The sequence below is a fragment of the uncultured Bradyrhizobium sp. genome (genome assembly GCF_936928535.1).
Taxonomy (GTDB): Bacteria; Pseudomonadota; Alphaproteobacteria; order Rhizobiales; family Xanthobacteraceae; genus Bradyrhizobium.
The window spans coordinates 1-21,190 of record NZ_CAKZHY010000028.1 but is presented as its reverse complement, the minus strand read 5'-3'; the positions used below and the strand labels follow the sequence as shown (position 1 = coordinate 21,190).

The following is a 21,190-nucleotide window of genomic DNA, read 5'->3' as shown; positions in this document are numbered from 1 at the left end:
TCCGTATCTTCGCGGTTGTCGGCCCGGAATATGTCCGGGGCGGCGCGATATCGACGGCGGCCACGGCGGTGGCGCGCTGCGCGATGAGCCATGTCCATATCTGATCGGAGCCTTTTATGAACCACTCCATCAGCCTCACCGTGAACGGTGCGCGGCGCGACTTCGTCCTCGACGATCCGCGCGTCACGCTGCTCGATCTCCTGCGTGAGCGCCTCCATTTGACCGGAACCAAGAAGGGCTGCGACCGCGGCCAATGCGGCGCCTGCACCATTCTCGTCGACGGCAAGCGAATCAATTCCTGCCTTGCGCTCGCCGTCAGCCACGATGGTGCCGACATCCTCACCATCGAAGGCGTCGCGCGCGGCGACCAGCTTCATCCCGTTCAGGCCGCCTTCATCGCCCATGACGGATTCCAGTGCGGCTTCTGCACGCCCGGCCAGATCATGAGCGCGATCGGCATGATGCAGGAGGCCCAGGCCGGCAACGATCCCGAACGCATCCGCGAGTGCATGAGCGGCAATCTCTGCCGTTGCGGCGCCTATGCCGGCATCGTCGATGCCGTGCTCGAGGCACAGGCCGGTGCCGACGAAACCAACCAGAGGCGTTCCGCATGAAACAATTCGATTATGTCAGGCCCGCCACGGTCGCTGAAGCCGTTGCCGCCGCCGCCCAGCCGGGCGCGACCTATCTTGCCGCCGGCACCAATCTGCTCGACCTGATGAAGGGCAATGTCAGCCGCCCGGATCGCCTGGTCGACGTCACCCATCTCGACGGCCTCGACGGAATCGAGCACCTCGCGGACGGCTCGCTGCGGATCGGCGCACTCGTCAGCAATGCCGACCTTGCGCATGATGCCGAGTTCGCGAAGACCTATCCGGCCGTCGCGGAAGCGCTGCTATCAGGCGCGTCGGCGCAATTGCGTAACGCTGCGACCGTCGGCGGCAATCTGCTGCAGCGGACGCGCTGTGCGTATTTCTACGACACCGCCAGCCGCTGCAACAAGCGCGAGCCCGGCTCTGGTTGCGACGCCCGCGACGGCGAGAATCGCACCCATGCCGTGCTCGGCTGGAGCGAGAGCTGTATCGCGACGCATCCGTCAGACTTCTGCGTGCCGCTGCTCGCGCTTGACGCCATCATCGAGATCGAAGGCCCGAAGGGCCGCCGCGAGATCGCGCTCGATGAATTGCATCGCCTGCCCGGCAACACGCCGGAGCGTGAATCGGCGCTCGAACCTGGCGACCTGATCGTCGCGGTGCGTCTTCCGCCTGCGGCGCGCGGCTTTGCCGCGCATGCGCGCTATCTCAAGGTCCGCGAGCGGACGTCCTATGCGTTCGCGATCGTCTCGGCTGCGGCAGCGCTGCGGATCGAGAACGGCAAGATCGCGGAGGCGCGGCTCGCGCTGGGCGGCGTCGCAGCAAAGCCGTGGCGTGCCAGGGCGGCGGAGGATGTCCTCAAGGGCGTCGCGCCCACCGCAGATGCCTTCCAGGAAGCCGCCTGGCGCGCGCTCACCGACGCAAAGCCATCCGGCGACAACGCCTACAAGATCGAGCTGGCGCGGCGCATCGTCGTGCGCGCCTTGACCCTTGCCGCAGCCGGGACACCCGCGCGCATCCCCGCGCTGCCGGCTTCCCCCTTTGCTTCGACGTCTGGAGCCATCCATGCCTGAGCTCAATCTCACCAGCGCTCCCGCCCATCTCCGTCACGGCTCGAGCATCGGTCAGCCGCTGACCCGCCGCGACGGCGTGCTCAAGGTCAAGGGGCAGGCGACCTACGCAGCCGACAATCATCCGCCCGGCATGCTGTTCGCGGTGATCGCCGTGTCCAGCATCGCGCATGGCCGCGTCACCTCGCTTGATGTCGCTGCCGCCAAGCGTCATCCCGGCGTGGTCGATGTCATGACGCCGGATCACAAGCCGGAGCTTGCGATCGACCCAGAGATCAAGACCAATCCATTCGTGTTCCGGATGGAGGTGCTGCAGAGCAACGAGGTCCGCTACGCCAACCAGCCGATCGCCGTCGTGATCGCCGAGACACTGGAGGCGGCGACAGAAGGCGCGGTGCTGCTGGCGCCTCGCTATGAGATCTTGCCCGCGCTGGTCGGGCTCGATGCGGGCGAGAGTTACGTGCCCCCCGTCGTTGGCGTCGGCAATCCCGCCGAAAATCATCATGGCGATGTCGCAGCTGGCCTTGCTTCAGCCGACAAGCAGATCGACGCGACTTACGAGACGCCGGCGCAATATCACAACGCCATGGAGCCGCATGCGATCGTGGCGCACTGGAACGGCGACAATCTTCAGATCGACATGCCGACCCAGGGACTGATGCTGTCGTTGGCGCGCGTTGCCGAGCTGTTCGGGGTAGCGCACGACAATATCCACATCCGCAGTCCGTTCCTCGGCGGCGGCTTTGGCTCCAAGGGCCTCATGGCCGGTCCGCCGGCCCTCGGCATCATGGCCGCAAAGCTGGCCGGAAGGCCGGTCAAGCTCGTGCTACGCCGCGAGCAGATGTATGGCCCGGTCGGCCATCGTGCGCCGACGCGCCAGCGCTTGCGCATCGGGGCCGACGCTGAAGGGCGCCTGACCGCGCTCGATCACCATGCGCGGACCGTGTCGAGCACCTTCGACGATTTCTACGAGCCGGCGGCCGACGCCTCGCACACGCTCTATGCGGCGCCCGCGATCCGCACCTCGCATGACGCCGTGCGCGTCAACACCGGCACGCCCTTGTTCATGCGCGCGCCGGGCGAGGCGACGGGCTCGATTGCGCTGGAGAGTGCGATCGACGAGATGGCCTGGGCCTGCGGCATGGATCCGCTCGCCTTCCGCCTGAAGAACTACGCCGAGGTCGAGCCGATCACGGGAAAACCGTTCTCCTCGAAAGCGCTGCGTGCCTGCTACGATCAGGGCGCGGCGCGTTTCGGCTGGGCGGAGCGCTCGCTCCAGCCGCGACAGATGCGCGACGATGCCGGACTTCTGGTCGGCTGGGGAATGGGCACCGCGACATTCCCCGCGCTGATGTTCCAGGCCGAAGCGCGTGCGACGATCCGCCGTGACGGCAGCGGCGCGATGGAGATCGGCGCGCATGACATGGGGCAGGGCGCCTGGACCGCGCTGGCCCAGATCGCGGCCGACGCCGTCGGCCTCGATATCGACCGCGTCAACTTCAAGGCCGGCACGTCCGACTTGCCGGATGCCGGCATCGCCGGTGGTTCGGCGCATACCGCGACCGCAGGTGCTGCGATCCACAGCGCTGGCGCGGCCGTGATCGCAAAGCTTGCCGACCTCGCCACCAATGACGAGCGCTCGCCGCTGTTCGGCGCCGGCAATACCGGCGTGATCGCGCGCGATGGCCGCCTGATCCGGCGTGACGACGAGGGCCGCAGCGAGAGCTACGCGGGGATCCTCGCGCGCGCTGGCGTCGCCGAGGTCGAGGCGCGCGGCACCGGCGCGCCAAACCCGGCGGCGATGGAAGAGTATGCCATGCATGCCCATGGCGCGGTGTTCGCGGAGGTGAAGGTCGATCCGGAGCTTGGCCAGATCCGCGTCACCCGCATGGTCGGCGCCTTCGCGGCGGGACGCATTGTCAATCCGCATCTGGTGAAGAGCCAGCTGTTCGGCGGCATGATCTGGGGCCAGTCGTTCGCGCTGCACGAGGAGGCCATCACCGACCGCCGCAGCGGCCGGATCATGAATGCCAATCTCGGCGAGTACCACATCCCGGTGAACGCCGACGTGCCGCCGCTCGATGTCATCACGGTGGAGGAGCACGATCCGCATGTGAATGCACTCGGCATCAAGGGTGTCGGCGAGATCGGCATCACAGGCAGTGCCGGCGCGGTCGCCAATGCCGTCTGGCATGCGACCGGCGTGCGGGTGCGCCGCTTTCCGATCAGGATCGAAGATCTGTTGACGCAGACCTGAGGTCCGGCAAGTCGATAACGTCGAAGCGCGATGCGATTTATCAGGATCGCATCGCGCTTATCGTATCCCTCCTGCGGGATGGTCGACGTCGTCGGACGGCTTCACCGGAAACAGCCGTGCGGTCGAGGAGATCGTGGCATTGCGCTTGCATTTCGGCTCGTCATCGTCGTTGTCGTTCTTGCCCTCGCGCTTTTTGGCAAAAAAATCGTCGAGCCGGTTGACGACCAGCATGGCGTGATCGCGCTCCAGCGTGTCCGGATTCTTGCGCCGCTCGCTTGAATGGAAAGCGCCGCCCTTGACGTCGCCGCTGATCTCGTAGTCGCAGCCGCCCTTCCAGTCGGCCTGCGACCACTTCCAGCCCTGGGCGTCGACCGCGCCGTCCTTGTCGACGGTAATCCTGATGATTGCATTATAGGCGAGCCAGGTGCCGGCGAGACTGACCCGCTTGTCGTCAAAGCCTTCGAGCAGCGCGATGCGCTCGCGCTGCAGGCTGTTGAGACGGTCGCGTCCGAATACCGTGTAATGCATCGCCGAGGTTTGCTTCTCCCATGCGGGATGCAGGAATTCGGGATATTGCAGCGCCTGGGCGCTCACCCAGTGGCGCTGGTCGTCCGTCAGCGCGCGTCGCGTTGCATCGTCGAGGCGCGGGAGCAATGCTTTCCAGGCCCGGTTCAGCCGCTGGTCGTTCGTGGCCAGATTCGGGTCGGCGCAGATCTCTTCGTCGGTCGCCGTTTCAGGTCGCATGCAGTCGAAGGTCGGCGCCACGAAGTCGGTATTGGTCTTGTCGGTCCCATTCCGGCTGCCGCGCGCGAAATAGGTGCCAGTTACCTGGCCGGGGTGATCGCAATCCGGATCATTGGAGGAGAACCATTGCTCTTCGTTGGCAAGCAGCACGACACGGAGTGTTTCGCCCTGGCGGCGCAATTTGATGGAGAGCGGATCGGCAGGTTTCGCGCCGGGCTCCGATGGTTGCGTCGGCGTCGTGACGCCGGAGAGCCAGCCGTCCGCACTCGGCTTGACGGTAGCTTTGAGCTTGCATTGCCAATGCTTGTCGCTGCCATAGTCGGAGCTCAGGTCTGCATCGAGGCGATAGACGCCCGATTCGGTCGCTGTGACGGTGACGCCGCCGAACGCGTTGGCCCAGGCTCCGGTCAGGCCGCTGCGCCCGAAGCCGCGCGCGAGGTCATCGAGCGCGTCCGCACGCCGGCGCAGCGCATCGGTCATGTTCTGGCGCAGCTCGTCCTCGCCGGCTTCCTCGACGGTATAGGCGGCTTCCTGGATCATCTCGTTGAACCAGACCTGGTCGCGCTTGAACAGCGGTCGGACGTTGGTCGGCGCCTTGCCGACCGCCGCCGCAAACGATGCCTCGACCGCGGCGACGAGCTTGTCGTAGCCGTTGTCCCTGCAAAATTTGCTGGTGCCACCCTCGATCTTGCTTCCGTCGGAGTTTTGCGTGCAGAACATCATCGCCGTTGATCCGCTGCTGCTGGCGGGATCCGAGGTGGCATTGGCGGTGGCAGGAGCAAGCAGCGCGGCTGCAAGCAGCGCAAGGCGCACTGGCGCGGACATGGCGGATCTCGGTCGAAGCAGGTTCGGATCTGCTCCTTGGTCGCCCCTGTCGTCGCTTTGGTTCAGGGTGTCGCGGCCGCCCTGGTGGCCCGGTTAGTGCATCATCCGGCGGAGGGCCTTGATCTGCTCTCTCTGCTTTTCAATGTAGTCTTCGATCGCCTTGCGCAGTTCGCGCGAGTGGAGCTTGTCGACATCGCGCTGGACTTCATCGAGCGCAGCTTCCGCGTTGGCGAGCGTGATCTTCATCTGTTTGCCCTGTGACGAAGCGGCCCCGGAGTGCCTAGGAGTCCGGGGCCATAACCTCAACACCTTTGCGCGAGGCTGCTCGGCTACGTCTCGTAATATAGAGCGGTCCGGCCCACAGAAATTGAGCTGGCTCAAGCACCGAAAGATGCCGGTGCTCCGTATCATTGCGGATGTCGTGGTCGCCCGTCAGAACGTCGGTGGCGTGCAGGCCGAGATCACCTCGCACGGCTTGCCGCCGACACAGCGGAAGCGATGCGGGCGGCGGCTTTCAAAATAATAGGCGTCACCGGGATTGAGGATGCGCCGCTCGTCCTCGACGGTGACCTCTAACTTGCCTGAGATCACGATACCGCCTTCCTCGCCGTCGTGAACGAGGTGCACGCGTCCGGTATCGCTGCCGGGCTCGTAGCACTCCTTCAGGATCTGCAGGCTGCGGCCGAACAGATTGTCGCCGACTTGCCGATACGAGATCGGCTTCTTGCCGACTTCGGTCAGCTCCTCGGCGCGGTAGAAGATCTTGCGCCTGGATTCCGGCTCCAGCGCAAAGAACTCGGCGAGCCCCATCGGGATGCCGTCGAGGATGCGCTTGAGCGCGCCCACCGACGGGTTCATCTGGTTGGATTCGATCAGCGAAATGGTCGAATTGGTGACGCCGGCCCGCTTGGCGAGCTCGCGCTGCGACAGCTTGTGGCGCGCCCGGATGAATCGCAGCCGTCCACCGATGTCGACGCTCATGCCCCTGGCCCTGTTTCAGGTGTTGCGGATCGCGCAAATATGGACCGGCTGCCCCAGGGAAATCAATGGTTTGCAGGTCGCCAGAAAAGGACTTGTTGGGCTATCGGAACCGTGGCTCTGCTATGGCGTCAGCAGAGGAGCGTGGCCCGTGACCCTTCATCAGATTCCGAACACTATCAAGACCGACTCGTTCTGGATGCCGTTCACGGCCAACCGTCAGTTCAAGAAGGCGCCGCGGCTGTTCTCCTCGGCCGAGGGGATGCACTACACCACTGTCGACGGCCGCAAGGTGATCGACGGCTCCGCCGGCCTCTGGTGCGTCAATGCCGGCCACGGCCGCAAGCAGATCGCCGCCGCGGTCGAGCGGCAGCTGATGACGCTGGACTTCGCGCCGACCTTCCAGATGGGCCATCCGCTGGCGTTCGACTTCGCCGAGCGTCTCGCCGAGATCGCGCCCAAGGGCCTCGACCGTATCTTCTTCACCAACTCCGGCTCGGAGTCGGTCGATACTGCGCTGAAGATCGCGCTGGCCTATCACCGCGCCACCGGCCAGTCGAGCCGCACCCGCCTGATCGGCCGCGAGCGCGGCTATCACGGCGTCGGCTTCGGCGGCATGTCGGTCGGCGGCATGGTCGCCAATCGCCGCGCCTTCGCCACGCATCTTCCCGGCGTCGACCATATCCGCCACACCCATGATCTCTCCCGCAACGCCTTTGCCAAGGATCAACCCGAGCATGGCGCCGAGCTTGCCGACGATCTCGAGCGTCTGGTCGGCCTGCACGGCGCCGAGACCATTGCCGCCGTCATCGTCGAGCCGGTGCCGGGTTCGACCGCGGTGCTGCCACCGCCGAAGGGCTATCTGCAGCGCCTGCGCGAGATCTGCGACAAGCACGGCATCCTCCTGATCTTCGACGAGGTCATCACCGGCTTCGGCCGTCTCGGCACGCCGTTCGCCGCCAATTTCTTCGGCGTCACGCCGGACCTGATGACGACGGCGAAGGGCATCACCAACGGCACCATTCCCTGCGGCGCGGTGTTCGCCAGCCGCAAGGTTCATGACGGCATGATGGTCGGCCCGGAGAACGCGATGGAGCTGTTCCACGGCTACACTTATTCCGCGCATCCGACCGCCTGCGCCGCCGGTATCGCCACGCTCGACATCTACAAGGACGAAGGCCTGCTTACCCGCGGCGCGACGATGGCCGAATACTGGCGCGATGCGCTGCATCAGCTGAAGGGCCTGCCGAATGTCGTCGACATCCGCAATTGCGGCCTGATGGGCGCGGTCGAGCTGGCGCCGCGTGACGGCGCCGTCGGTGCGCGCGGCTACGACGTCATGGTCGACTGCTTCAACACCGGTCTTTACCTGCGCATGAGCGGCGACAGCTTCGCGATGTCGCCTCCGCTCATCGTCGAGAAGAGCCACATCGACCAGATGGTCTCGATCCTCGGCGACGCCATCAAGAAGGTGGCCTGATAATTGCTCTCGCCGCTGTGAAGTTTTATCTTGCAGCGGCGAGCGTGATGCCGCGGGAGTTTGACCAAGCGTGAAAGTTCTGATCCTCGGCAGCGGTGTCATCGGTGTCACCTCTGCCTATTACCTCGCCCGCGCCGGCCACGAGGTGACGGTCGTCGACCGTCAGCCCGAACCGGCGCTGGAGACCTCTTTTGCCAATGCCGGCGAAGTGTCGCCCGGCTACTCATCGCCGTGGGCCGGCCCCGGCGTGCCGGTGAAGGCGGTCAAGTGGCTGCTGATGAAGCACGGCCCGCTGGTGATCCGGCCGAAGCTCGATCCTGTCATGTGGGTCTGGCTGCTCAAGATGCTGCGCAACTGCACCAGCGCGCGCTACGCGGTCAACAAGAGCCGGATGATCCCGATCGCGGAGTACAGCCGCGATAGCCTGCGTGATCTCCGCCGCGACATCGGTATCCAGTATGACGAGCGCTCGAAGGGGACGCTGCAGCTGTTCCGCTACCAGGCCCAGCTCGATGGCACCGGCGAAGACGTCGCCGTGCTCAAGCAGTACGGCGTGCCTTACGAGACGCTGAGCCGCGAAGGCTGCATCGCGGTCGAGCCGGCGCTTGCAAGCGTGAAGGAAAAATTCGTCGGCGGCCTCCGCCTGCCGCAGGACGAGACCGGCGACTGCCACATGTTCACGCAGGCGCTGGCCAAGCACGCCCAGGCGCTTGGTGTGCGCTTCCTGTTCAACACTGGTATCGACCGCATCCTTACCGACGGCGGACGCGTCAGCGGCGTTGCGACCAGCGCCGGCCTGTTGCAGGCCGACAGCTATGTTCTCGCGCTCGGCAGCTATTCGTCGCGAATGGCCGCGCCGCTCGGCATCGCGCTGCCGGTCTATCCGGTAAAGGGCTATTCGATCACCGTGCCGATCAAGGACGCCTCCGGTGCGCCGGAATCGACCGTGATGGACGAAAGCTACAAGGTGGCGATCACGCGTCTCGGCGACCGCATCCGCGTCGGCGGCACCGCGGAGATCTCGGGCTTCTCGACCAAGCTCTACAGCGCCCGTCGTGCCACGCTCGATCATTCCGTGACCGATCTGTTCCCCCGCGGCGGTGATCTCTCCAAGTCGACGTTCTGGAGCGGCCTGCGCCCGATGACGCCCGATGGCCCGCCCGTGATCGGCCCGACGCAATACGCCAACTTTCACCTCAACACCGGTCACGGCACGCTTGGCTGGACCATGTCCTGCGGTTCCGCGCGCGTGCTCGCGGACATGCTGTCAGGCAAGAAGCCTGAGGTGGATGTGAGTGAGCTGACGGTGGACCGGTATCAGCATCGGTTTGGGTAGCTGACTCTGTCATTCCGGGGCGATGCGAAGCATCGAACCCGGAATCTCGAGATTCCGAGTTCGGCTCTTGCGAGCCGCCCCGGAATGACCGCGAGCTACCCCGTCCCCGTCACACAATTCACCCATAGCACGACCGCCTTCGCATCCTGCGCAGGATTCGAAAACCGGTGCGGCCGGCGGCTGGCAAATCTAAAACTGTCGCCCGTCTTCAGCGACCACGTCTCGCTGTCCACCGTCAGCATCATCTCGCCTTCGAGCACGAGACCTGCTTCCTCGCCGTCATGGGTGTAGAGCTCGTCGCCGGTGGAGCCGCCTGGCTCCAGATGCACGAGGAAAAGGTTGAGCTTGTTGTCGGCACTCGCGGGGCTCAGCAATTGCTTGGAGACGCCGGTGCGCCAGAGCTTCAGTTCGGGCCGCTGCAGCTCGCGCGTGACGACCTGATCCGATGCACCGTCGGCATTCGGGCTCGCGCCAAACAATGCGGCGATGCCGACGCCGAGCTCGTCGGCGAGGGTGGCCAGCACGCGCAAGGATGGCGACGACAGACCTCGCTCGATCTGGCTGAGGAAGCCGATCGACAGATCCGTGCGCGCGGCGACCGTTTCGAGCGAGAATTGCCTGACGCGTCTCAGATCGCGGATGCGACGGCCGACCGCAACGTCCATTGCGGGCTCCGTCGGCTTCGCGGTAGCCTTCTTCCCGCGCGTGTTGCCATTCCTGGCCGGCTTTGGCGGGGCCGGCTTGCGCATTCTTTTGCCACCGCTCACGTCAAACCGCTTCCTTCATGTGCATGAAAACCGCTTGCATGATCCGCGAAAGTGTGACCAAATTTTCATATTGGTGAAAATAGGCCGAAACGGCTTGGCCCGCAACGTCTGATCACGACATGCGCGAGCGCCGCCATCGGTCGGACCCGAGGGGGATGCGATGAAGCGTTTTGGTCTGGCCGCGGTCGCGGCGCTGGCAATTGCCGCGGTGACGCCGGCCTCCGCGCAGCAGGTGCTGAAGGTCGGCTCGACCCCGACGGGCATTCCCTTCACCTTCCTCGACACCAAGACCAATTCCATTCAGGGCATCATGGTCGATCTCGTCACCGAAATCGGCAAGGACGCCGGCTTCAACGTGCAGATCGAGCCGATGCAGTTTTCGGCGCTGATCCCGTCGCTGACCTCGAGCAAGATCGACATCATCGCCGCCGCGATGTTCATCACCGCGCCGCGCAAGGAGGTCGTCGACTTCTCCGATCCAATCTACACCTATGGCGAAGGCCTGGTGGTCCCGAAGAGCGACACCAAGGCTTATGCCACGCAGGATGATCTGAAGGGCGAGACCGTAGGCGCGCAAGTCGGCACCGCCTTCGTCGATGCATTAAAGAAGTCCGGCCTGTTTGCTGAGGTGAAGGCCTACGACACCATTCCGGACATCCTGCGCGACGTGAACACCGGCCGCCTCAAGGCCGGCTATGCCGACTATCCGATCCTTGCCTACAATCTGAAGCAGGGTGGATTCCCCGAGGTGCGTCTCGTCGACGGCTACAAGCCCGTCACGGTCGGCTCGGTCGGCATCGGCGTACGCAAGGGCGATACCGAGTTGCTCGGCAAGATCAACGCGTCGCTGGCAAAGCTGAAGGCCAATGGCACCATCGGCAAGATCCTCGAAAAATGGGGCCAGAAGGCGCAGGGCTGATGAAGCGCTCGTAGGACTATCCGATGAAAGGCTTCTGGCACGACGCCGCCGAGTTCTTCCCGATCCTGATGAACGGCGTTGCGCTGACGATCATCGTCACGATCGGCTCGTTGCTGCTCTCGACGGTGCTCGGTCTGATCTGGGCGATGATGCGGGTCTCCGGCATCAAGGCGCTCTCGATGCTCAGCGCCAGCCTGATCAACGTGATCCGCGGCATCCCGATCATCGTGCTGTTGTTCTATCTCTATTTCGTGATGCCCGATCTCGGCGTGACGCTCAGCGCTTTGCAGGCCGCAATCCTCGGGCTCGGCATCGCCTATTCGGCCTACCAGGCGGAAAACTTCCGCGCCGGCATCGAGGCCATCGACAAGGGCCAGATCGAGGCGGCGCAGTCGATCGGGATGGGCTGGTGGCTGACGATGCGCCGCGTGGTGCTGCCGCAGGCGGTGCGCATCGTGCTGCCGCCTTACGGCAACGTCATGATCATGATGCTGAAGGATTCCTCGCAAGCTTCCACCATCACGGTCGCCGAACTTGCCCTGCAGGGCAAGCTGATCGCGTCCTCGACCTTCAAGAACACCAACGTGTTCACGCTGGTGGCGCTGATGTATCTCACCATGAGCATCCCGCTGATCCTGCTGGTCCGTCATTTCGAGAAGCGGGCGGGCAAGAAATGATCGAGCTCACCGACGTCCACAAGAGCTTCGGCGAGGTCGAGGTGCTCAAGGGCATCACCGCGAACGTCGAGAAGGGCGAGGTGGTCTGCATTATCGGCCCGTCGGGTTCGGGCAAGTCCACCATCCTGCGCTGCATCAACGGGCTGGAAAGCTACGACCGCGGCGACATCAGCGTCGAAGGCCTGAAGGTCGACCGCGATGCGCCGTCGATCGTGAACATCCGCACCCAGGTTTCGATGGTGTTCCAGCGCTTCAACCTGTTCCCGCATCGGACGGTGCTGGAGAACGTGGTCGAGGGGCCGCTGTTCGTGAAGAAAGAGCCGCGCCCTCAGGTGCTGGAGCGTGGTCGCGCACTGCTTGCTCAGGTTGGCCTCGCCGAAAAGGCCGATGCGCATCCGCCGCAATTGTCCGGCGGCCAGCAGCAGCGCGTCGCGATCGCGCGGGCGCTCGCCATGCAGCCGAAGGCGATCCTGTTCGACGAGCCGACCTCGGCGCTGGATCCCGAGCTTGTCGGCGATGTGCTCGGTGTCATGCGCAAGCTCGCCGACGATGGCATGACCATGGTGGTTGTCACCCACGAGATGGGCTTTGCCCGCGACGTCGCCGATCGCGTGCTGTTCATCGACGGCGGTGTCATCGTCGAGCAGGGGCCGGCGAAGACGTTGCTCAACCAGCCCCAGCATCCGCGCACGCAGGACTTCTTGCGCCGCGTGCTGCATCCGCTCTGACCGGGCTCATATAATGACGCGCCTGCCTCTGCCGCCATCGCTCTATGCCGACACGGCCATCGCGCCGGTTGCGACCCCGCCGCTCGATGCGGACAAAAGCGTTTCCGTCGCGATCATCGGCGGCGGCTACACCGGCCTGTCCACGGCACTGCATCTGGCGGAGCAGGGCGTCGAGGCGCTGGTGCTGGAGGCGCAGGAGCCGGGCTGGGGCGCGTCCGGCAACAATGGCGGCCACACCAATCCCGGCTTGAAGCACGACCCCGACCAGATCGAAGCGGACTTCGGCCCTGAGCTTGGTCGCCGCATGATCGAGTTCTCTTATGGCACGACGAATTTCACCCACGATCTGATCCGCCGCTACCAGATCCCGTGCGAGGCCCGGCAGAACGGAACGCTCCGCGCCGCGTATCACGAGGCTAGCGCCGCCGCGATCGAAAAGACCGCGCAGCAGTGCATCCGCCGCGGCATGCCGGTGTCGTATCTCAATCGCGAGCAATTGCGCGAGATGACCGGCACGGATCGCTACATCGGCGCGATGCTGGATACGCGCGGCGGCGACCTGCATCCGCTCAGCTACGCCCGCGGGCTCGCGCGTGCGGCAATGTCGGCAGGCGCGAAAGTCTACGGCGAAACGCCGGCGCTGTCGCTTCGCCGCGACGGCGCTCGCTGGCGCATCGAGACGCCGCGCGCGGTCGTGCATGCCGAGAAGGTGCTGCTCGCAACCAACGGCTTTACCGATGATCTCTGGCCCGCGCTTCGCCGCACCATCGTGCCGGTGTTTTCCTCGATCGCCGCCACTGCGCCGCTCTCCGACGAGGTCGCCCGCTCGATCATGCCGATGCGGCCCGTGCTCTACGAGAGCGGCCACATCACCGTCTATTACCGCATCGATCAACAGAACCGCCTGCTGATGGGCGGTCGCGGCCCGATGCGCTGGATCAAGTCGCCAACGGACGTCGCCTATCTCATGCGCTACGCGGAACGGCTATGGCCGCAGCTCAAGGGCGTGGCCTGGACCCACGGCTGGAACAGCCGGCTCGCCATCACCGGGGATCATTACCCGCACGTGCACGAGCCCGCGGAGAGCGTCCTGATCTCGCTCGGCTGCAATGGCCGCGGCGTTGCGCTCTCCACCGCGATGGGCGCGCAGCTCGCACGTCGTCTGATCGGCGGTGCCAAGGCCGAGATCGACATGCCCATCACGGGCGTCAAGCCGATCCCGATGCATGCGTTCTGGCCGGTGGGCGTGACCACGGCCGTGATCGCGGGCCGTGTCCGCGATCGGCTGGGGATCTAGTACGCGATTGCTACAACGCAAATGCGCTCCCTCTCCCGCAAGCGGGAGAGGTGCAGCACCACAGCGAGAGCGCGTTCGCTCAATCCTTCAGCCCTCCGCCACCGCGTCGGCCCAGGGCTGGAAAATCTCGACCGCGCCGGAATTGGTGTCGCGATCGCGCATCACCACGCTCGGACAGGCGAACTTCATCGGCAGGGTCTGCACCGGCGCCTCCCTGTAATCGAAGCGCGCGGCGAGGGCCTTGCGTGTCTCCGCCGGCAGCCTGGTGTCGCCGAGCACGATCGCGCCTTCGCTGCAATCGATCCGCGGCTGATGGATGGCGGCATCGAGGTCCATGCCGAAGTCCATCGCAAAGGACACGAGCTGCAGGACCGAGGGCAGGATGCGGCGGCCGCCGGAGGCACCGACCGCGAGGCGCTTGCCGTCCTTGGTTTCGGCGATCACGGGTGTGTAGTTGCAGAGACAGCGCCTGCCAGGCGCGAGCGAATTGGTGGTGCCCGGATTCGGATCGAACCACATGATGCCGTTGTTCATGGGAATGCCGGTATGCGGCGTCACATATTTCGAGCCAAAGGACGAGAGCAGCGTCTGCGTCACCGCCGCGATGTTGCCGTCGCGGTCGACCACGGAGAAATGCGTGGTGCAGGCCGGCGCGAGGTATTCCGCGCCGAGCGAGCGCTTGCCGTCGGCATCGCCCATGTCCTTGAGACGCTCGCGGAAGGCCGTCTGCAGAGCGAGCGCATATTCGGCGTAGGTCGCGGCGTCGGGTGCGCTCGCCGGCTTCAGGCTCTCCTGCAACAGGCGAAGGGCGTGCGCCATGGTTGGCCCGGCCGTGAGCTCGGGCGTCGCCAGCACCTTGCCGCCGCGATAGGGGATCGCCAGCGGCTCGCGCAAATGGGCGCGGAACGCGGCGAGATCTTCCACCGACAGCGAGCCGCCATCGGCCTTGATGTCGGACGCGATGCTCTTGGCGAGATCGCCTTGATAGAAGTCGCGCGGTCCGGCCTCGCCGAGGTGCAGCAGCGTCGCTTTCAGATTGTCCTGCGGCAGCCGGATCTCGGCCTCGATGCTCCAGGGCGGGCTTGGCGGCAGGCCGTCCTTCAAGAACATCGCGGCGCTTGCGGGATAGCGGCGAAGGTCTGCCGCCGAGCCCGTGATCGTCAGCTCGGTCCACCAGTCCACCAGCAGGCCTTCGCCGGCGAGCGCGGCCGCCGGAGCGACCAGCTCTTTCCACGGCATTCTGGCGTACCGACGATGCACTTCCTCCATCCCGGCAACGACACCAGGCACCGCGATCGCGGCGGGACCGTGAACGTTGCGATCGTCCTTCACCCGCGGCCATGGGAACAGGTCGGTCGCGACGCGGTCTCCGGTGATGGGATAATCGGCCGCGCGCAGGCTCTGCGGCGCGCACATGCCGTAGTCGATCACCTCGTAGCGATTTTCCTTGGCGCGGTAGAGCACCATCGCGCCGCCGCCGCCGATGCCGCTATTCCATGGCTCCAGAACGTTCAGCGCAAACGTGGTCGCCACGATCGCGTCGACACAGTCGCCGCCGGCCGCCAGCACCTGCGCTCCCACCTCGGCCGCCCGCCGCGATTGCGAAGCGACAATGCCGCCCTTGGATGTGACGGCAGGTTTGCGGATGGTTTGGTTGAGGCTGAAATGATGAGGCATGATGTCGCTTGTGCTTGGTTTGGCTTGTTGCGCTGACCCTGACGCCCCGCAATTGGCGGAGCCCACGAAGGATGGCACATTGCCGCCAGCGAGAACATCGAAAGGGAGACGCGACATGGCAGGTGTGAAACAGGCGCGGGATGGCGCCGTCGGGATCCTGACGCTCGACGAGCCTGATAGCCTGAACGCGATGACGCCGGACCTGCTCGGCGCGCTCGCGACAGCGGTCGGCGACATGACCGGGGACGAGGAGGTTCGCGCGCTGATCCTCACCGGCGCGGGGCGCGGATTTTGCTCAGGACAGAATTTGAAGGCGGCCGGCGCGCTGGGCGAGGACCTCGCCGCGGGGGTCATGCGCTTCTACTGGCCGGCCTTCAAGGCCTTGCGCGAGTGCCGTGTGCCTGTCGTCGTTGCCGTCAACGGCGTCGCGGCCGGTGGTGGCTTCAGCCTGGCGATGGCCGGCGACATGATTGTTGCAGCGCGTTCGGCCAATTTTATTCAAGTGTTCAGCCGCATTGCGCTGGTGCCCGATCTCGGTTCGACCTGGCTGTTGCCGCGGCTGATCGGCCGGCAGCGCGCGCTCGAGTTGATGCTCCTGAACGAGCCGCTCACCGCCGAGCGCGCCCAGGAGATCGGCCTGGTGCGGCAGGTCGTGGACGACGAGCGGCTGATGGAGGAGGGGCTGACCCTGGCGCGTCGCCTCGCCGATGGCCCGACCCGCGCATTGGTCGCGACGCGTGCGCTGGTCGAGGAGAGCGAGCACAGTAGCTACGAGGCGCAGTTCCGCCGCGAGATCGAGCTTCAGGCCACCATCCGAACGAGTGCCGATGCCGTCGAAGGCCGCAAGGCCTTCGTCGAGAAGCGCAAGGCGAAGTTTACGGGGAGGTGACCCTGTCTCCTCCGTTATGGCCGGGCTTGTTGCGGCCATGACGTTCTTCGGGCAGGTGCAAGAACGTGGATGCCCGGGACAAGCCCGGGCATGACGAGTGGAAAGACCAGTTTTTGGGAGCGGCGAAGCCGAAGAACTCAGAGCCCGCGATTCAGCCGGCTCGCCTGATATTTGGCGTGCCATTTCGGGCCAGGGCCGCGCATGTAGTGCAGCTCGGGGCGGTACGGGTTGCCGGCGACTTGCACCAGCTTCAGCCATTTGCTGGCGACGAAGCTGAGGGGCTGGCGGAGCAGGCTCAATGAAGCGAACAGCATGGCATCACCTCAATGCGGCTTGCCGAGCATGGCGGTGAAGGGAAGATCGAAGATCTCCTCGCCGTCGTCGTCGCTGATGTGGATCACCCAATCGCGCCAGTCTTCGGCGCCGGGCGTCTCGATCATCGAGCGCATGATCTGGGCGGCGCGGTCACGCGCTTCCGTCAGGTTGGCGACTGCGGTGCCGTAGCGATCGATCAGCGTGCCTTCGGCGTTCGAGCAGTGGAAATACATCTGAACCATAAACGCCTCCTCTGGAAAGCGACTTGGACGGCACATCGGTACCACCCGAAAGAGCCGAAAAATATTCAGGTCGAGCCCGGTAAGGGAATCTACGGATGTTGGTCGGCACGACGCAGCTTACGGGTTTGATCACAGGCAGGTGATGTTCAACTGGACGGCGCCTGCACAGCATGGAACAACCTCAGCCGAAACGGGGGAGGCCGCTGTGAATCATCTCACATTGCAGCATGGACGCCGAAGCTTGTGCGCAGCTGCCGCCGTCGCCGCGGTCCTGCTCGGCTTCGCTACTCTGGCCGCGTCCGATCCGTTGCGGAAAAGCGGCTATGCGGTCGGAACGGAGACCTGTGGCAGCGGCGATCTCGCCTTTCCCAGGATCCAGATCGACATGAAGGCCGGCTTCTGCGCCGGCCTCGTCGGCAGCGAGGACGACCATCTGAAATTTCCGCGGTCGATCATCCAGGTGCCCGGCCGTGATCTGTTCGTGGTGGCCGACATGGGCGGCTGGGGTCACAGCGATGGCCGGCTGTTGCTGCTCGACCCCCACGCCGCCAGCGGCCAGCGCTTCAAGGAACTCCTGACCGGGGTCGAATATCCGTTCGGCCTCGTGATCGGGCCGGACAAGAAACTCTATGCCTCGACCTCCGAGACGATCTTCCGCTTCGATCCGCTCGCCGACAATCCGCGCAGCACGGTCGAGACCATCATCCGTCACATGCCGGGCCGCCGTATCACGCTGCCCGACGGGACGAAGCTCGACGAGGCCGCGCATCCGCTCAAGCAGTTCGTCTTCGACAAGAACGGGCGGCTGTTCGTCAACGTCGGTGCCCACAGCGATGATTGCATCGCGCCGGCGCCGATCACGAAGCCTTGCGCACCGGCTGAAGGCGCATCCGGCATGGCGGCGCTCTGGCTGTTCACGCCGCCGCCAGGGGGCGTGTTCCCGGCCTTGAAGCCTGGCGATCCCGATCCCGCTCACACCATCTACGCGCGCGGCTTGCGCAACTCGCTGGCGCTGGCATTGCATCCGAGCTTCCCCGACGCTGGCTACGCCTTCCTGCAAGGCGAGAACGGTCGGGACCTGCCCGATATCTTCAAGCCGAACGAGGAGATCAACGCGATCGAGCAGGGCCGGCACTATGGCTGGCCCTATTGTTACGATCTGTCGACGCCCAGTCCCGAGTTCAAAGCCGTGCTGCAATCGGGCGTCTACAAATCGCTCTGTACCGCGAACGCGCTCTACAAGCAGCCGTTCTCGCTGCTGCCGCCGCATGGTGCGCCGCTCGCGATGCTGTACTATCACGGCGCAAAGTTCCCGGAGCTGGAGGGCAAGCTGCTGGTCGGCCTGCACGGCTACCGCCCCACCGGCAGCCGCGTGCTGATCTACGACGTCGACGATCACGGCTTTCCAAAGCCCGCTGCGGCGCCGGTGCGCTATCACGTCAGCTGTGCGGCCGATCCGACCCACAATTTCCAGACCGAGTCCGGCGATGTCGGCGCTGCGCCGTTCGACGAGCTGATCGCCGGCTGGCACCGCGTCAACGGCGCGCGGCCGCAAGGCGCGCCCGTGGGCATGACGGTCGCGGAGGACGGTGCGATCTGGCTGGTCGAGGACAAGAACCAGACCATCATCCGCATCGATCGTGCCGCGGGCGACCCGCCGCCGCCATTGCCCTGCGATATCAGAGGTCAGGCGCTGATCGACCAGCTCGCTGCCTTCGTTGCCAAGAACCCACAGAACAAGGTCAGGCTCACCACGCTGCGCAAGGACCTCGTTGAAAAGCACTGCGTCGGCTGCCACTCCGATTTCGGCCTCAAGGCGGGTCAGTCGGACGCCGACAAGGATGCGACCGTGCTCCGCTTCATGCTGTCGCAGGATGGCTGGATTTACCCCGGCGATCCCATCTCCGGCAGACTGCGCACACGGCTACGCGGCATCGGCGCTGAAAAGCTGATGCCGCCCGGCGGCGAGAGCCTGCCGAAGACCGAGCCCGGTTACGCGGCCCTGCTGACCACTGCGGATCTGCTTGTTGCCAGGATGGTTCCGGGGACGCCGATGGGCATCAGGCTCGGCCTGCCGCAGCGCAAATTCTTCAGCAAAGCGAACAAGGAATGCGGCGAAATACCGGCTGCCAAGGTCGTCGTCGTGACACAAAGGAACGCTGTAGACAAACCCGGCTTCAGCCGATTCTTCAGGCCGGCCGATCCTTATCTGAATGGCGAGTGCAGCGACGACGATGGCTATTACATCCGGCAGGATTTTCTGGTGCCTGTGCCGTAGCATTCTGCTCGTCGTCGCGACGCCGCTCTTCGCAGCCGAGACCAAGCTGTTCGAAAGCGTGCAGGTCACGCCTCCTGGCGAATATACCCACGGCATCGAGGGGCCCGCCGCCGATCTCGATGGCAATCTCTTCATCGTCAATTTCGGCAAGCCCGGTACCATCGGCCGATTGCCCGCGGGCGCCGCGGTGTCTGAAGCCTTCACTGAGCTTCCCGAGGGCAGCGTCGGCAATGCGATCCGCTTCGATCGCAACGGCACGATGTTCATCGCCGACTACAAGAAGCACAACATCTTTGCGATCCCGAAGGGCGGCACCGAGCCGACGATCTGGTTTCACTCCGACGAGATGAACCAGCCCAACGACATCACCATCGCCCGCGACGGTACGATCTATGCGAGCGATCCGAACTGGAAGGGACGGGAGGGTCACATCTGGCGCATCGCGAAAGGGGCCGATGGCGTGGTGCAAGGACAGATCATGTCGGCTCCGCGCCCGATGGGGACCACCAACGGCATCGATCTCAGCCCCGACGGCAAGACGCTCTATGTCGGTGAGTCCAGCAATGGTCAGGTCTGGTCCTATACCATCCGCGGCACCGAACTCACCGATGCGAAGCTCGTCAAGACATTCCAGCCCGACAGCATCGACGGCCTGCGTACCGACGTGACCGGCCGCCTCTATGTCGCGCGCATTCTCAAGGGCACGATTGCGCTGATGAAGCCGAGTGGCGTGGTCGAGCGCGAGATTGCGCTGAGGGCCAAGGAGCCGACCAATCTTGCCTTCGGTGGCAGCGACGGCAAGACCGTCTTCGTCACCCAGCGCCAGGGCGGCTTCATCGAGTCATTCCGGACCGACCAGCAGGGTCGCGAGCACTGTCTTCAACGCGGGCGCTGCTGAGTTTCGCGGGCGATCTGCACGCGGCGCAGGACGGCTTGGCGAGGCCGGCATTCTTCCTGCTTGCATCCGGCCGCCGCAGCGATCAAAAAACTCTGTGGCACTGTTGAAGAGCACGGAGTGTTGAGTGAAAGCCGTCCATACCGAACTGCATCGCAGCCACGATCCGCAATTCTTCCTGGTTCGCGGGGTCGTCAAGCGCACCACCGAGCACCCCGAGCGCGCCGACCGCCTGCTGAGGGGGCTGAAGGACGGCAAGCATCAACTGGTCGAGCCGACCAAGTTCGGCCAGGGTCCGCGCGCACGCATTCACAGCCCGGAATATCTGTCGTTCCTGAGCGAAGCCTGGGATGCCTGGACGGCGCTCGGCGATTCCGGTCCGGAGATGATCGGCAACGTCCATCCCGTGCGCCACGCCGCGACCTATCCCAGCCATATCGTCGGCAAGCTCGGCTGGCACACCGCCGATACCGCAGCTCCGATTGGGCCGGGCACATGGGCTGCGGCCTGCGCGGCGACGGATGTTGCTGTTACCGCGGCGCAGATGGTGATGGACGGCGAAGACGCCACTTACGCGCTCTGCCGTCCGCCCGGCCATCACGCCTATCGCGATATGGCCGGCGGATTCTGCTTCCTCAACAACAGCGCGATCGCGGCCGCGCATCTGCGCCTGAAGCACGAGCGCGTCGCGATCCTCGACGTCGATGTCCACCACGGCAACGGCACGCAAGGCATTTTTTACGCGCGGCCCGATGTCTACACGGTGTCGATCCATGCCGACCCCGTGGCGTATTATCCTTACGTGTGGGGCTACGCGCATGAGTGCGGCGAAGGCCCCGGTCTCGGCGCCAATCTCAACATTCCGCTTGCCATCGGCACCGGTGACGATGGCTACATCCGGGCGATGGATGTCGCGCGCAAGGCGATCGAGTCCTTTGCGCCCGGCGCACTCGTGATCGCGCTCGGCCTCGATGCCTCCGAACACGATCCGCTGAAGGGGCTCGCCGTCACCACATCAGGTTTCCGCCGCATCGGCCAGGCCATTGCGAAGCTGGGCCTGCCGACCGTGTTCGTGCAGGAAGGCGGTTATCTCTCGGATATTCTGGGTGCCAACCTGACCTCAGTGTTGGCGGGATTTGAAGAGGCGAGGTGAGTTCTTTACCTCTCACCGCTTGCGGGGAGAGGTCGGATCGCTCTTGCGATCCGGGTGAGGGGGTACAGGT

General features: G+C 65.0%; 20 protein-coding genes. 13 read left to right on the top strand and 7 right to left on the bottom strand.

The annotated features are described in order from the left end of the window. Window positions 1-116 precede the first annotated feature (116 nt). The 3 genes from Q0687_RS03460 to Q0687_RS03450 are packed head-to-tail and all read left to right on the top strand — an operon-like array spanning window position 117 to window position 3,920. Window positions 117-614, top strand: a complete 498-nt coding sequence (locus Q0687_RS03460; protein ID WP_298872297.1) for a 2Fe-2S iron-sulfur cluster-binding protein — start codon at window positions 117-119, stop codon at window positions 612-614. Continuing rightward, window positions 611-1,666 carry a xanthine dehydrogenase family protein subunit M gene (locus Q0687_RS03455; protein ID WP_298872295.1) on the top strand — a complete coding sequence of 352 codons (1,056 nt, stop codon included), beginning with the start codon at window positions 611-613 and terminating at the stop codon, window positions 1,664-1,666. The genes Q0687_RS03460 and Q0687_RS03455 overlap by 4 nt, the downstream gene beginning before the upstream one ends. Beyond that, window positions 1,659-3,920 (top strand): xanthine dehydrogenase family protein molybdopterin-binding subunit, encoded by a 2,262-nt coding sequence (locus Q0687_RS03450; protein ID WP_298872292.1) that lies wholly within the window; start codon window positions 1,659-1,661, stop codon window positions 3,918-3,920. The genes Q0687_RS03455 and Q0687_RS03450 overlap by 8 nt, the downstream gene beginning before the upstream one ends. Before the next feature lie 57 nt (window positions 3,921-3,977). On the opposite strand, the gene Q0687_RS03445 is transcribed toward Q0687_RS03450, so the two are convergent. The 3 genes from Q0687_RS03445 to Q0687_RS03435 all read right to left on the bottom strand — a co-directional run bounded on the left by Q0687_RS03445 (window position 3,978) and on the right by Q0687_RS03435 (window position 6,470). Continuing rightward, window positions 3,978-5,489, bottom strand: coding sequence for a lysozyme inhibitor LprI family protein (locus tag Q0687_RS03445; protein WP_298872289.1), 1,512 nt, complete (start codon window positions 5,487-5,489; stop codon window positions 3,978-3,980). Window positions 5,490-5,582: 93 nt separating this feature from the next. Further along, window positions 5,583-5,735 (bottom strand): hypothetical protein, encoded by a 153-nt coding sequence (locus Q0687_RS03440; protein ID WP_298872286.1) that lies wholly within the window; start codon window positions 5,733-5,735, stop codon window positions 5,583-5,585. A gap of 186 nt (window positions 5,736-5,921) precedes the next feature. Further along, window positions 5,922-6,470, bottom strand: coding sequence for a cupin domain-containing protein (locus Q0687_RS03435; RefSeq protein ID WP_235540219.1), 549 nt, complete (start codon window positions 6,468-6,470; stop codon window positions 5,922-5,924). A gap of 148 nt (window positions 6,471-6,618) precedes the next feature. Between Q0687_RS03435 and Q0687_RS03430 the strand changes: the two genes are divergently transcribed. Beyond that, window positions 6,619-7,947: an aspartate aminotransferase family protein gene (locus Q0687_RS03430; protein WP_298872280.1), complete on the top strand. Its 1,329-nt coding sequence runs from the start codon at window positions 6,619-6,621 to the stop codon at window positions 7,945-7,947. Between the two features lie 70 nt (window positions 7,948-8,017). Beyond that, window positions 8,018-9,283, top strand: a complete 1,266-nt coding sequence (locus tag Q0687_RS03425; protein ID WP_298872278.1) for a D-amino acid dehydrogenase — start codon at window positions 8,018-8,020, stop codon at window positions 9,281-9,283. 95 nt (window positions 9,284-9,378) lie between these two features. Here Q0687_RS03425 and Q0687_RS03420 read toward each other — a convergent pair whose 3' ends face one another. Continuing rightward, a complete protein-coding gene (locus Q0687_RS03420) occupies window positions 9,379-10,032 on the bottom strand; it encodes an XRE family transcriptional regulator (RefSeq protein WP_298872275.1) in 654 nt (217 codons plus the stop codon). 178 nt (window positions 10,033-10,210) lie between these two features. On the opposite strand from Q0687_RS03420, the gene Q0687_RS03415 reads away from it, so the two are divergent. The 4 genes from Q0687_RS03415 to Q0687_RS03400 are packed head-to-tail and all read left to right on the top strand — an operon-like array spanning window position 10,211 to window position 13,671. Continuing rightward, window positions 10,211-10,969, top strand: coding sequence for an ABC transporter substrate-binding protein (locus Q0687_RS03415; protein ID WP_298872272.1), 759 nt, complete (start codon window positions 10,211-10,213; stop codon window positions 10,967-10,969). A gap of 23 nt (window positions 10,970-10,992) precedes the next feature. Continuing rightward, window positions 10,993-11,646 (top strand): amino acid ABC transporter permease, encoded by a 654-nt coding sequence (locus Q0687_RS03410; RefSeq protein ID WP_212332754.1) that lies wholly within the window; start codon window positions 10,993-10,995, stop codon window positions 11,644-11,646. Next, a complete protein-coding gene (locus tag Q0687_RS03405; protein ID WP_298872265.1) occupies window positions 11,643-12,374 on the top strand; it encodes an amino acid ABC transporter ATP-binding protein in 732 nt (243 codons plus the stop codon). The genes Q0687_RS03410 and Q0687_RS03405 overlap by 4 nt, the downstream gene beginning before the upstream one ends. A gap of 10 nt (window positions 12,375-12,384) precedes the next feature. Further along, window positions 12,385-13,671: an FAD-binding oxidoreductase gene (locus Q0687_RS03400; RefSeq protein WP_298872327.1), complete on the top strand. Its 1,287-nt coding sequence runs from the start codon at window positions 12,385-12,387 to the stop codon at window positions 13,669-13,671. 87 nt (window positions 13,672-13,758) lie between these two features. Here the strand turns inward: Q0687_RS03400 and Q0687_RS03395 are convergent, their stop codons facing one another. Next, entirely contained in the window at window positions 13,759-15,348 is a 1,590-nt protein-coding gene (locus Q0687_RS03395; RefSeq protein ID WP_298872263.1) for a gamma-glutamyltransferase, read from the bottom strand. Between the two features lie 115 nt (window positions 15,349-15,463). Here Q0687_RS03395 and Q0687_RS03390 point away from each other — a divergent pair, with 115 nt between their 5' ends. Continuing rightward, window positions 15,464-16,237, top strand: coding sequence for an enoyl-CoA hydratase-related protein (locus tag Q0687_RS03390; RefSeq protein WP_298872261.1), 774 nt, complete (start codon window positions 15,464-15,466; stop codon window positions 16,235-16,237). Window positions 16,238-16,374: 137 nt separating this feature from the next. Here Q0687_RS03390 and Q0687_RS03385 read toward each other — a convergent pair whose 3' ends face one another. Beyond that, window positions 16,375-16,551, bottom strand: a complete 177-nt coding sequence (locus tag Q0687_RS03385) for a hypothetical protein (RefSeq protein WP_298872259.1) — start codon at window positions 16,549-16,551, stop codon at window positions 16,375-16,377. 9 nt (window positions 16,552-16,560) lie between these two features. Beyond that, a complete protein-coding gene (locus Q0687_RS03380) occupies window positions 16,561-16,794 on the bottom strand; it encodes a hypothetical protein (protein ID WP_187437037.1) in 234 nt (77 codons plus the stop codon). Between the two features lie 205 nt (window positions 16,795-16,999). Here Q0687_RS03380 and Q0687_RS03375 point away from each other — a divergent pair, with 205 nt between their 5' ends. The 3 genes from Q0687_RS03375 (at window position 17,000) to Q0687_RS03365 (ending at window position 21,120) form a co-directional block, all read left to right on the top strand. Further along, window positions 17,000-19,072 (top strand): PQQ-dependent sugar dehydrogenase, encoded by a 2,073-nt coding sequence (locus Q0687_RS03375; protein WP_298872245.1) that lies wholly within the window; start codon window positions 17,000-17,002, stop codon window positions 19,070-19,072. Further along, the gene (locus Q0687_RS03370) at window positions 19,029-19,970 is read left to right on the top strand and encodes an SMP-30/gluconolactonase/LRE family protein (RefSeq protein WP_298872242.1); all 942 of its coding nucleotides are present in this window, start codon (window positions 19,029-19,031) and stop codon (window positions 19,968-19,970) included. The genes Q0687_RS03375 and Q0687_RS03370 overlap by 44 nt, the downstream gene beginning before the upstream one ends. A gap of 124 nt (window positions 19,971-20,094) precedes the next feature. Next, window positions 20,095-21,120, top strand: coding sequence for a histone deacetylase family protein (locus tag Q0687_RS03365; RefSeq protein ID WP_298872240.1), 1,026 nt, complete (start codon window positions 20,095-20,097; stop codon window positions 21,118-21,120). The last annotated feature ends 70 nt before the right edge of the window (window positions 21,121-21,190 follow it).